The 11,440-nt window shown below is 59.2% G+C and carries 10 protein-coding genes; 7 read left to right on the plus strand and 3 right to left on the minus strand.

Annotation, left to right across the window (positions count from 1 at the left end):
- Window positions 1-25: 25 nt before the first annotated feature.
- Window positions 26-1,567 (minus strand): sugar ABC transporter ATP-binding protein, encoded by a 1,542-nt coding sequence (locus tag EDE09_RS10690; RefSeq protein ID WP_132410321.1) that lies wholly within the window; start codon window positions 1,565-1,567, stop codon window positions 26-28.
- Window positions 1,568-1,634: 67 nt separating this feature from the next.
- The gene (locus EDE09_RS10695) at window positions 1,635-2,564 is read right to left on the minus strand and encodes a sugar ABC transporter substrate-binding protein (RefSeq protein ID WP_132410323.1); all 930 of its coding nucleotides are present in this window, start codon (window positions 2,562-2,564) and stop codon (window positions 1,635-1,637) included.
- Window positions 2,565-3,014: 450 nt separating this feature from the next.
- On the opposite strand from EDE09_RS10695, the gene EDE09_RS10700 reads away from it, so the two are divergent.
- The 6 genes from EDE09_RS10700 (at window position 3,015) to EDE09_RS10725 (ending at window position 9,286) form a co-directional block, all read left to right on the plus strand.
- Window positions 3,015-3,833, plus strand: coding sequence for a bifunctional allantoicase/(S)-ureidoglycine aminohydrolase (locus EDE09_RS10700; protein WP_112798019.1), 819 nt, complete (start codon window positions 3,015-3,017; stop codon window positions 3,831-3,833).
- A 286-nt stretch (window positions 3,834-4,119) separates the two neighbouring features.
- Window positions 4,120-5,646, plus strand: a complete 1,527-nt coding sequence (locus EDE09_RS10705; RefSeq protein WP_132410325.1) for an ABC transporter substrate-binding protein — start codon at window positions 4,120-4,122, stop codon at window positions 5,644-5,646.
- A gap of 79 nt (window positions 5,647-5,725) precedes the next feature.
- Window positions 5,726-6,667 (plus strand): ABC transporter permease, encoded by a 942-nt coding sequence (locus tag EDE09_RS10710; protein WP_162712288.1) that lies wholly within the window; start codon window positions 5,726-5,728, stop codon window positions 6,665-6,667.
- Window positions 6,667-7,545 carry an ABC transporter permease gene (locus tag EDE09_RS10715; RefSeq protein ID WP_132410327.1) on the plus strand — a complete coding sequence of 293 codons (879 nt, stop codon included), beginning with the start codon at window positions 6,667-6,669 and terminating at the stop codon, window positions 7,543-7,545. The genes EDE09_RS10710 and EDE09_RS10715 overlap by 1 nt, the downstream gene beginning before the upstream one ends.
- On the plus strand, window positions 7,546-8,754 hold the full coding sequence (locus EDE09_RS10720; RefSeq protein ID WP_132410329.1) for an amidohydrolase/deacetylase family metallohydrolase: 1,209 nt from the start codon (window positions 7,546-7,548) through the stop codon (window positions 8,752-8,754).
- Window positions 8,755-8,773: 19 nt separating this feature from the next.
- Entirely contained in the window at window positions 8,774-9,286 is a 513-nt protein-coding gene (locus EDE09_RS10725) for a RidA family protein (RefSeq protein WP_132410331.1), read from the plus strand.
- Between the two features lie 9 nt (window positions 9,287-9,295).
- Here EDE09_RS10725 and EDE09_RS10730 read toward each other — a convergent pair whose 3' ends face one another.
- Window positions 9,296-10,105, minus strand: coding sequence for an IclR family transcriptional regulator (locus EDE09_RS10730; RefSeq protein WP_245505121.1), 810 nt, complete (start codon window positions 10,103-10,105; stop codon window positions 9,296-9,298).
- Window positions 10,106-10,228: 123 nt separating this feature from the next.
- Between EDE09_RS10730 and EDE09_RS10735 the strand changes: the two genes are divergently transcribed.
- Window positions 10,229-11,425 (plus strand): aminotransferase class V-fold PLP-dependent enzyme, encoded by a 1,197-nt coding sequence (locus EDE09_RS10735; RefSeq protein WP_132410335.1) that lies wholly within the window; start codon window positions 10,229-10,231, stop codon window positions 11,423-11,425.
- The last annotated feature ends 15 nt before the right edge of the window (window positions 11,426-11,440 follow it).

Below are 11,440 nucleotides of genomic sequence, written 5' to 3' on the forward strand. Positions count from 1 at the left end.
TATCCTCCCTCAGGTCTTGGGCACGTCAACGCGACGCAAGATCCATGACCTTGACTTGTGTTGCTTCTGCTCGATCGAGGAAGCCCGTGACCCGGCCTTCATGCATGACCATTATGCGGTCGCTCATCCCCAGGACCTCCGGCATTTCCGACGAGATCATGATGACCGCGACGCCTTTTCGGGCCATTTCGCAAACGAGCCGGTGAATCTCGGCCTTGGCTCCGACATCGATTCCGCGCGTGGGTTCATCCAGAATAAGGATCCGCGGATCGGTCAGCATCCAGCGCCCGATCAGCACCTTTTGCTGGTTGCCGCCGGACAGGTTCTCGACGCGCTCGGCAAGGCTTGGCGTCTTGATCCTCAACTTGCGGCACATGTCCTCGCAGACGTCGCTCAGTTCCGCCTCCTGAACAAAGCCTTTGCTCACGAACTTGTCCTGGAGGACGGCAATCTGCATGTTTTCAAGCACGTCGAGGATCAACAGACAGCCTGTGTCCTTGCGGTCCTCGGTCAGGAAAGCCATTCGGTGGCGGATGGCCGTGGTGGGACTATCGATGACAACCGCCTGGCCATCAATTTCGATTGTGCCGGAGGTCGCGGGCGTCACGCCGAACAGTGTCTCTGCCACGTTTGACCGGCCCGAGCCGACCAGGCCTGCGACCCCGAGAATTTCACCGGCGCGCACGTCGAATGAAACGTCGTGGAATACGCCCTTCAGGTTGAGGTTCTTTACCGACAAGACGGTATCGCCAATCGGCACATCCTCCTTGGGAAACATTTGAGTAATTTCGCGGCCGACCATCATCCGGATGATGTCGTCGCGGGTGACTTCGGTCGAAGCATGCGTGCCGATATATCTGCCGTCACGGAATACGGAGAACTCGTCTGCGATCTCGAAGAGCTCGTTCATCTTGTGGGTGATGTAGACGATCCCGATCCCTTGTGTGCGCAGGTCGCGGATGATCTGGAAGAGATGGTCCACTTCGCGCTCGGTGAGTGCCGAGGTCGGTTCGTCCATGATAAGGACATCCGATTCGTAGGAGACGGCTTTGGCGATTTCCACCATTTGCCGATTGGCGACGGAGAGGTCGCCGACCCTGGCCTCAGGATCTATCTGGATGTTCAGCCGGCTGAAGAGTTCTTCGGTGCGCCGGTACATTTCGCCATGATCGATAAGGCCGAAGCGGTTGAGCGGTTCGCGGCGGATCCAGATATTTTCCGCCACTGTCATATAGGCCATCAGGTTCAGCTCCTGATGGATCATGGCGATGCCGTTTTCCAGGGCGTCGAGGGGCGATCGCAGCCGTATTTCCGCGCCTCTCAGCCTTACGGTGCCCTTGTCGGGCTGATAAATGCCCGCCAGAACCTTCATCAACGTGGACTTGCCCGCACCGTTCTCGCCCATCAGCGCGTGCACGGTGCCGCGTCTCAGTCGGAACGAAACATCATCGAGGGCGACGACGCCGGGAAATTCCTTGCGCACGTCTTCTGCCGTCAGCAGGAATTCCGCATTGGGAATCGCGCCGCTCTTGCGCACGGCAGCCATGGTCGATGGGCTTACGACCATTCCAATCTCCTGTGGAGCGAGAAAAGGGGGATGCGGCGGATCTTCCGCCGCATCCGGAAAACGTCGCTTAATTCTTGGCGACGAAGTCTTTTACGTTGGCAGGGGTGACGAGCTGGAAGGGAATGTAGACCTTCTTTTCGACCTTCTCTCCCTTGACGAGCTTCAAGGCAGCATCGAGGGCGCCTTTGCCCTGTCCGGCTGCATCTTGAAACACCGTGACATCGAGATCGCCGGCCTGCATGGCGGCAAGTGCATCCTGCGTGGCGTCCACTCCAGCGACGACCACTTTCTTCATGTCCTTGCCTGCGGCTTTCAAAGCTTGGATCGCGCCGATCGCCATTTCGTCGTTGTTGGAAATGACTGCATCGAATTCCAGGCCGCTGGAAAGCCAGTTGGTCATCAAGTCCGCCCCCTGGGTGCGCTGCCAATTGGCGGTTTGCTCCTCGACGATCTTGATGCCCTTGCATTCGTCGGTCGCGACAACGTCATGCACGTCCTTCGTCCGCATGCGGGCTGCCTGGTTGGACAGTTCTCCCATCATGATCACGGCAGTGCCCTTTCCGCCCAGGAGCCTGCAGACCTCCTTGGTCTCCAGCGTGCCAGACTCCATTTCATTGGAGGCAACGAAGGCCTGCTTTTCCGGCAGGCTGTCGACGTTGACAGGCTCTCGATTGACGTAGATGAGCGGTATCTTGGCTTCCGCCGCCAGTTTCGACATGGCGGTCGTCGCGTCGGTATCGACCGGGTTGACGATAATCGCGTCAACGCCGGCGGCGATGAAATTCTGGATCTGACTCTGCTGCTTGGCGACGTCGTTCTGGGCGTCTTCCACCTGCAGCGTCACACCTTTCAGCGTCTTTGCATAATCCTGCATCCCGTTGCGCAGCACCGTCAGGAAATTGTCGTCGAACAGCGCCATCGATACGCCGACCGTCTCGGCATGTGCAGCGGTACTTAACAGCAAAGACAGCGTCGCACCGAAAATGAGCTTCTTCATGTGGTCTCCTCCTCTATTGGTTTCCGGCGTCACCCGATCTTACCGGAACTGGCCTCCCGACCGAGTAATCTCATCCCCGCTCCCGACGTGGATGCGCCGCGGAATGATTCAGCCACGGCTCGGATGTTACGGATAATTTATTCCATTTTTTGAGCGAGCCGTCAACGGCGCTCATCGCAGAAATTCTCAATGGCAGCAAAAATCGCTTAATTTCTGGAGAAAATGCGGATGAGGAGCAAGATCAATGGCAGAATTTTTGTTCTAAAGAGGCCACCGACCGTGCTCCACGGTTTCGGTGGTATTTGGTGAGAACACTGCTTGATAAGGACAGCCGCCGCAGGGATTTCCCGCGTCTTGAAGTCGGGTCGTTGCGGCAATCGGGTCACTCCCTTGCTCAAATTCCGAGTGGGGCTTAAAGCAGATATTCGAGTGCTTTCGGGAATGATGCAGATGACCACCAGCAGTTACTTTTCAGCCGTGGGCGGCTTGCCGCCGCAGACGCAAACTCTGTCCAGCAAGGCCGTCTTCACCACCGCTTATGCGGTGATACCCAAGACGGTCATGAGCGATATCGTCACAAGCCTGCTGCCGCACTGGAGCGGTACGCGCGCCTGGATCCTGTCGCGTCCGTTGAGTGGTTTTGCCGAGACCTTTGCGCAGTACATAATGGAAGTGCAGCCGGGCGGCGGCAGCGAGCGACCCGAACCGGACGCGCGCGCGCAGGCCGGCATCTTCGTCGTGGCGGGCGAGATGACGATCGAGCTCGATGGTGCATCACATAACTTGAGATCGGGGTCTTTCGCCTATCTGCCCGCCGGTAGACACTGGGCCTTGAAGAACAACAGCGCCGCGGCGGTTCGTTTCCACTGGATTCGCAAGGCGTTCAAGGTGGTGGAGGGGCTCGAGCCGCCGCCGCCGGTTTTTACCCACGAAGACGAATGCGCGTTGGACCCGATGCCGGATACGGATGGCAAATGGGCGACAACCCGTTTCATCGATCCATCCGATATCCGCTATGACATGCATATCAATATCGTCACCTTCGAGCCGGGCGCCATCATTCCTTTCATGGAAACCCATATCATGGAGCATGGGCTTTATGTGTTGGAAGGCAAGGCGGTCTACCGACTGAATCAGGACTGGGTCGAGGTGGAAGCGGGTGACTATATGTGGCTTCGCTCCTTCTGCCCGCAGGCATGTTACGCCGGGGGGCCAGGTCGCTTCCGCTATCTGCTCTACAAGGATGTGAACCGGCATCCCGAGCTTTGAAGAGTCTGGGTCGTCTTTCGCCAATTGAGCGATTTTTGATGCAGCCGTTCGGCTGCTTTGTATTCCCGCGCTCCCCGTAGTCCTTTCGAGGCAATTCTAACCCCACGCCTCGCTGCGTTGCCCGCTGGGTAGCGCCTGTGAGAATGGGGAGGCTCGCCTTCAAATCAGAAAGGGCACGACGCGTGGCATCGATTCCTACGTTGCCATTGACACCGCTCGCGTCTTCGTTATTCTGTTATAAAAGTCGATATAACATAATAGTGGAACATAAGATCGGGAGACTGTGATGAAACTGAAACTTGCATTCCTTCTGGCGACGGCCCTCGTCGCCGTACCCAGCTTGTCCTTGGCGCAGCAAAAAGGTGGTGTCATCAATGTGGCGACGATCGGCGAGCCGCCGACGCTTGATCCGATGGCCTCGACGGCCGACCTTGTGGGAATCGTGACGCAACACATCTTCGAGACCCTCTATACCTTCGACAAGGGCTGGAAGGTTACGCCACTCCTGGCCGAGAGCCTCCCGGAGATCAGCGCCGACGGGAAGACCTACACGATCAAGCTGCGCACCGGCATCAAGTTCCACGATGGAAGCGACATGACCTCGGAAGATGTGATCGCTTCACTCGGCCGTTGGACCAAGACTGCCTCGCGCGGCAAGCAGGCCGCCGGCTTCATCGAAACCCTGGCAGCGACCGGCCCGGACGCCGTCACCATCAAGCTGAAGCAACCTTATGCGCCGCTTGTTTCGCTGCTTGCCTTCAACAACTCTGCGGCGATTATCATCCCGGCCGAGAAGCAGGCGGAGCCGATGACGGAGTTTGTCGGCACCGGTCCTTATATGCTGAAGGAGCGCAAGGCCGACCAATATATCCAGCTAGCGCGTTTCGACGGCTACAAGCCTCGCTCTGGCGCGAGCGATGGTTATGGCGGCGCCCGCCACCAATATCTCGACGAGATCCGTTTCGTGCCGGTGCCCGATCCGAACACGCGCGTCGAGGCTGCCGTCTCGGGCCAATACGATTATGTCGATTCCATTCCTGTGGAATCCTTCGACAAGATCAAATCCTCTTCCGCTTCTGCGCCTGTTTTGCTCAAGCCGTTCGGCTATCCGGTGTTCGTCTTCAACACCAAGGAAGGCCTGGCCTCGAAGCTGGAACTGCGCAAGGCCGTCACTCAAGCTCTCAGCATGGAGGACATGCTGGCGGCGGCATTTGGCAGCAAGGATTTTTATGCCCTGGACGGTGCCTTTTATCCCGCCAACTATGGGTGGCATAGCGAAACGGGAGTCGAGGGCAACTATAATGTTGCCAATCCGGAAGCCGCTGCGGAGGTTCTGAAGGCTGCGGGCTATAACGGCGAGCCGCTTCGCATCCTGACAAGCCGCCAATATGAATTCCACTACAAGATGGCGCAGGTTGCTGCCGAATATCTGAAGCTCGCCGGCTTCAAGGTCGACATGCAGGTCGTGGACTGGGCGACATTGACCCAGAGGCGCACGGACCCCAAGCTGTGGGACATCTATATCACCCACAGCCCCTTCCTGCCGGAGCCGGCCCTGATCGGCGCGCTTTCGACCAGTTCGCCCGGCTGGTGGGACACGCCCGCCCGCAAGGCTGCAGTCGATGCTTTCACCTCCGAGGCAGACGAGGCAAAACGCGTGAAGCTTTGGGCAAATGTCCAGAAGACGATCTACGATGAACTCCCGCTTATCAAAATCGGCGACTTCAATGCGGTAGCGGCGAAGTCGAAGAAGCTTGAAGGCGTCGAACCGGCTCCCTGGCCGTATTTCTGGAACGCGTCCATCACGAAGTAGGCACGAGGAGGGTGGATGCCAGGCCAAGGCCGGCATCCACCACTCGTCCTGTCCGGCTGCGGACACGGGAACCTTTACCATGATACGTTACATCCTACAGCGCCTGGCCGGCATGATCGTCGTGATGTTCCTGGTCGTAACGATCGTCTTCGTGATCGTGCGTGTTACGCCGGGCGACCCTGCAGCCGTGATGCTCGGCCCGGACGCGACCCCGCAGGACATCGCGGAATTGAGGACAAGGCTCGGTCTCGACCAGTCCATCGTGGTCCAGTATGTCTTTTATGTCGGGCAACTTCTGAAAGGTGATCTCGGCCAGTCCATATTCCTCAACATGCCGGTTGGCGCCGCGCTCATGGATCGCGCCGAACCGACTTTCTTCCTGACGATCTTCTCGCTGGCGATCGCGAGCGTCATCGCTCTGCCCGTCGGCATCTATGCCGCCTATCGGCGCGGCTCTTTCGTGGATCAGGCGGCCACTACCGTGGCGATGCTCGCCGCCAGCATTCCGAGCTTCTGGCTAGGGCTCATCCTCATGCAGTTCTTTGCCGTCAGGCTGAATATCTTTCCGGTCTCCGGATATGGCGGTCCGGGCGCGGGTTTCCTGGAGAGGATGTACCATCTCACGTTACCGGCACTGGCGCTGGGCGTGGTTTCCTCGGCGCTGATCTTGCGGTTCACCCGCGCTTCCATGCTCGACGTTTTCAGTGACGACTATGTCCGTACTGCCCGTGCCAAAGGCTTGTCGGAGCGGCGTGTGGTGCTGAAGCACGCGCTGAAAAACGCGCTCATTCCGATCCTGACCGTCATCGGATTGACGGCGGCCGTGCTGATTTCCGGCGCGGTAGTGACGGAAACCGTGTTCGGGCTGCCGGGTGTCGGCAACCTTGTCGTATCCGCCGTGCTTCGCCGCGACTACCCCGTCATCCAGGGGGCATTGCTCGTCATCGCTGGCCTTTATGTCCTCATCAATTTTGCAATCGATATGCTCTATCTTCTGATCGATCCGAGGGTGCGCTACTGATGGCCGATGTCGCGACCACCAATTCGGCGCCGGCCCTCGGCGAAAAGTCACGGTTCCTTCGCCGCTTGCTGAAGCGCAAGACGGTCGCCATCGGCCTTGTTGTGCTGACGGTCTTCGTTCTGCTTGCGGTTCTTGCGCCCTGGGTTGCGCCCTTTTCGCCCTCCAAGCTTTCGATCGTCAACCGCCTGAAGCCGCCGGGCGAGCTCTACTGGTTCGGCACCGACGAGTTCGGTCGCGATATCTTTTCGCGCACCATTCATGCGGGGCGGCTATCGCTCTTGGTTGGATTTGCCGTCGTCGTGCTTTCCGCGGCGATCGGGGTGACGCTCGGTCTGCTTGCCGGTTTCTTCCAGAAACTCGACACGCCGATCGCGCGGCTGATCGACGCGATGATGGCCTTTCCGGACATCTTGCTGGCGATTGCACTCGTGGCAGCCCTTGGCCCATCGCTGGTGACGGTCATTCTCGCGCTTGCCATCGTCTACGCCCCGCGTCTCGCCCGCGTTGTCCGCGCCTCGACATTGGTCATACGCGAACTGCCCTATGTGGAAGCAGCCAAGGCACTCGGGATTTCGACCTTCCACATCATGACACGGCATGTGCTGCGCAACCTCGTGTCGCCGATCCTGGTTCAGGGAACCTTCCTGTTTGCCAGCGCCATGCTTGCCGAGGCGGGCCTTTCCTTCCTCGGACTCGGCGTTAGCCCCGAAATCCCCACTTGGGGAACGATGATTTCCGCCGGCCGCCAATATATCGGCCAAGCCGACTGGATGACCTATTTCCCGGGCCTCGCCATCATCCTGTGCGTGTTGTCGCTGCAAATGGTGGGCGACGGCCTCAGAGACATGCTCGATCCCAGACTTCGAAAGGACCTCTAAATGACCGGTGAAAAAGCGGAAAAACCGCTCCTCCTCACCAATGTAAAGCCGATGGCCTTCGGCGATGTGATGCCTGCCGACGCGACGGATATTCTTGTTGGCAAGGATGGCAAGATTTCCGCGATCGGCCCCTCGCTCGCCGCACCTGCGGATGCGATCCGCATAGATGGCAAAGGCGCCTGGATTTCGCCGGGCTGGGTGGATCTGCACGTGCATATCTGGCACGGCGGCACCGACATTTCGATCCGGCCGTCCGAATGTGGCGCCGAGCGCGGCGTGACGACGCTGGTCGATGCGGGATCGGCCGGCGAAGCCAATTTCCACGGCTTTCGCGAATACATCATCGAGCCCTCTAGGGAGCGCATCAAAGCCTTCCTGAACCTCGGCTCGATCGGTCTCGTCGCCTGCAACCGCGTTCCGGAACTGCGCGACATCAAGGACATCGACCTTGATAGGATTCTGGAATGTTATGCGGAAAACAGCGAGCATATCGTTGGCATCAAGGTGCGCGCCAGCCATGTCATTACCGGCTCCTGGGGTGTTACGCCCGTCAAGCTCGGCAAGAAGATCGCCAAGATCCTCAAGGTTCCGATGATGGTGCATGTCGGTGAACCGCCGGCGCTCTATGACGAAGTACTGGAAATCCTGGGTCCGGGAGACGTCGTCACCCACTGCTTCAACGGCAAGGCCGGTTCGAGCATTATGGAGGACGAGGATCTTTTCAATCTCGCCGAACGCTGCGCCTCCGAAGGAATTCGACTGGACATCGGCCATGGCGGCGCGTCCTTCTCCTTCAAGGTCGCGGAAGCGGCGATCCAGCGCGGACTGCTGCCCTTCTCGATTTCGACGGACCTGCATGGTCATTCGATGAATTTCCCGGTCTGGGATCTGGCGACCACCATGTCGAAGCTCCTGTCGGTCGGCATGCCCTTCGAAAAGGTTGTCGAAGCCGTGACCCATGCGCCCGCGTCCGTCATCAAGCTCTCAATGGAAAACCGGCTTTCGGTCGGGGAACGGGCCGATTTCACCATCTTTGATCTCGTCGATGCCGATCTGGAAGCGACCGATTCCAATGGCGACGTCTCGCGCCTCCAGAAACTGTTTGAGCCGCGATACGCCGTCATCGGTGCGGAGGCTATCGCCGCCAGTCGCTACATCCCGCGGGCTCGCAAGCTCGTTCGCCACAGCCACGGCTACTCGTGGCGGTGAGCGATCAATACAAAATTGCATGACAGGAGTTCGCGTGAACACGTCCCCAGCAAAGGCCGCCTCCGCGGCGCAATCGCCGTATGAGCGCCTGGCTCAACTCGGCATCCAGCTTCCGCCGTCGCCGCCGCCGATCGCCAATTTCGTGACGCATGTGCAGGAAGGCAATCTGCTCTATCTCTCCGGCCAGGGACCTCGCGAAGCAAATGGCCATCTCTATTCCGGCAAGGTCGGTGCCGACGTGGATGTGGAGCTCGCCTATCAGCATGCCCGGTTGGTCGGCATCAACCTGCTTGCCGTCATGCATGAGGCGCTCGGCGATCTGTCGCGGGTGAAACGTGTGGTCAAATTGCTCGGCATGGTCAACGCCGTGCCGGATTTCGAAGATCACCCGAGCGTCATCAACGGCTGCTCAGACCTGCTCATCACCGTCTTCGGCGAAGCCGGCCAGCATGCCCGTTCCGCCGTCGGTTTCGGTTCGCTTCCCAATAACATCACCGTCGAGATCGAAGCGATCGTCGCATTGCGCGATTAGGAGCAGCGGTCAATGGTTTCGCCAGCCCATCAGCTTCTCGATCCGCTCAGCCGAGGCGCGAACCTGCTCCGTGTAATGGTTCTCGTCGGAAAAGACCTTCTGCTCAGGCAGCACGATCGAGATGGTTGCGATGCACTGACCATCCCTGTCGCAGATCGGCGAGGCAATGCAGGCCACGGCATAATCGGATTCCGCGACCTGGATCGAAAGGCGCTCCCTGAATGCCTTGCCGGCCGAGTCGGCGAGCGTAAGGGCATCCACTTCGGCACGACCGGTGGGCGAGGTGCGCGCGCATCGCTTGAAAAGCTCGATCCGCTCCGCCTCGGGCAAATGCCCGACGAGCAGGCGGCCGGAAGCGGTCCAGTTCAAGGGAACGCGCGTGCCGACGCGGGAGGCCACCTGAAAATGGCTGGGGCCATCGGCCATGGCAAGCACCAGCATATAGTCGCCGTCGCGGCCGCAGACCTGCACGGTTTCTCCCGCCTGGCGGCAGAGATCGTGCATTTCGTGTGTCGCGACGCTCATGAAATCAAGCGAGCGGGCGTAAGCCAGTCCGTAATGGTAAAGCCGAGCCCCGAGCCAGATCGTGCCGTCGAGATTGCGTGCCAGCATGTTCTTTTCAACAAGATCGTCAATGATCACGTAGACGGTGGAAAGCGGCGCCTTGATCGCCTTGGCGATCGCGTAAGCCCCCGCCGGCGCCCCCGTTTCGTAGAGGTGGTCGATGACCTGCAGCGCCCGATCTATGCCGCTGACGCGCGAACGACGGCTGCTCTTGACGTCATTGGCATCCTCGGTGGCGACCGCGTCTTCGGGGATAGCTGCGGATGAAGTCTTTGCGTCCAATTCAACAGTCCTCTTCTCGATTTGAGAGGCTATTACATTACTATGGCATAACTGTCGATGACAAATCGCAGCCTGCCGCTACTTTGGAGAGATAGAATGTCCGATGATATCCGCGCCCAGATCGGTCTGCGTCCGGTGATCAATGTGTCCGGCACAATGACAAGCCTCGGTGCGTCGATCGTGGTGCCGCAGGCGATCGACGCGATGGCGGCGATCCTGCCGCAATTCGTGGAGATCAACGACCTGCAGCGGAAGGCAAGCGCGGTGATATCCCGATTGACGGGCGGGGAGGCGGGGTTCGTCACGGCTTCCTGCTCGTCGGGTATCAGCCTGGCGGTGGCAGGTTGCATCACCGGCAGCAATCTGCTCGCTATTGAGAGACTTCCGGATGTCACGCCTGAAAAGAACGAAGTCATCGTTCAGATGGGGCACGTGGTGAGCTACGGAGCGCCGGTGGACCAGGCGATCCGGCTGGCCGGCGGCAAGGTGGTGCTGATCGGACAGGCGACCTCAACGCACCGTTTTCATATGGAAAACGCCATCAACGAAAAGACGGCCGCCGCTGTTTATGTCGTCTCCCACCACGTCGTCGACTACGGTTTGCTGCATTTGAGCGAATTCGTCGAAATTGCCCATGCCAGAGGTGTGCCGGTCATTGTCGATGCGGCTTCCGAATATGATCTCAAGCTGTTCCTCGCCCAAGGTGCCGATGTGGTTCTCTATTCGGGCCATAAATTCCTGGGAGGCCCGACCTCCGGCATCGTGGCCGGCACGAAGGAGCATGTCCGCCATGCGTTCTTGCAGAATATGGGCATCGGTCGCGGCATGAAGGTCGGCAAGGAAAGCATCTACGGCGTGATGGCCGCGCTGGAGGCTTGGGAGACGCGAGATCATGCCGGAATCCGAGAGCGGGAGACCAGCTATCTTAACCTTTGGAAGGAGACTCTGAGTGGGCGCCCGGGGGTAACGGCTTTGATCGAACCGGACCCCACCAACAACCCGCTCGACCGCATGCGGGTGATCATTTCTCCGCCGGAGGCGCATATAACCGCTTGGGACCTCGCGGCTGCCCTCCGCAACGGCAGCCCGCCGATCATCGTGCGCGATCATGAGGTGGAGCATCATTATTTCTACCTCGACCCCTGCAATCTGCATCCCGGTCAGGAGGTCATCGTCGCGAGCCGTCTGAAGGAGGAGCTCGACAAGGCCAGGGCTTCAAATGAAGTCATAGCCACACCGATCGAGAACCTGAGCCGCCATCGTTTCGACGGCTTGCTCAACTGGCCCGACTAATCGCGCCGACGGAAG

The organism is Neorhizobium sp. S3-V5DH, assembly GCF_004343065.1.
Taxonomy (GTDB): Bacteria; Pseudomonadota; Alphaproteobacteria; order Rhizobiales; family Rhizobiaceae; genus Neorhizobium; species Neorhizobium huautlense.

Excerpts from the sequence above, each read along its gene's own strand:
- EDE09_RS10720 (WP_132410329.1), top strand. The coding sequence starts at position 7,546 with ATGACCGGTGAAAAAGCGGAAAAACCGCTCCTCCTCACCAATGTAAAG.
- EDE09_RS10695 (WP_132410323.1), bottom strand. The coding sequence starts at position 2,564 with ATGAAGAAGCTCATTTTCGGTGCGACGCTGTCTTTGCTGTTAAGTACC.
- EDE09_RS10710 (WP_162712288.1), top strand. The coding sequence starts at position 5,726 with ATGATACGTTACATCCTACAGCGCCTGGCCGGCATGATCGTCGTGATG.
- EDE09_RS10725 (WP_132410331.1), top strand. The coding sequence starts at position 8,774 with ATGACAGGAGTTCGCGTGAACACGTCCCCAGCAAAGGCCGCCTCCGCG.
- EDE09_RS10700 (WP_112798019.1), top strand. The coding sequence starts at position 3,015 with ATGACCACCAGCAGTTACTTTTCAGCCGTGGGCGGCTTGCCGCCGCAG.
- EDE09_RS10715 (WP_132410327.1), top strand. The coding sequence starts at position 6,667 with ATGGCCGATGTCGCGACCACCAATTCGGCGCCGGCCCTCGGCGAAAAG.
- EDE09_RS10735 (WP_132410335.1), top strand. The coding sequence starts at position 10,229 with ATGTCCGATGATATCCGCGCCCAGATCGGTCTGCGTCCGGTGATCAAT.
- EDE09_RS10690 (WP_132410321.1), bottom strand. The coding sequence starts at position 1,567 with ATGGTCGTAAGCCCATCGACCATGGCTGCCGTGCGCAAGAGCGGCGCG.
- EDE09_RS10705 (WP_132410325.1), top strand. The coding sequence starts at position 4,120 with ATGAAACTGAAACTTGCATTCCTTCTGGCGACGGCCCTCGTCGCCGTA.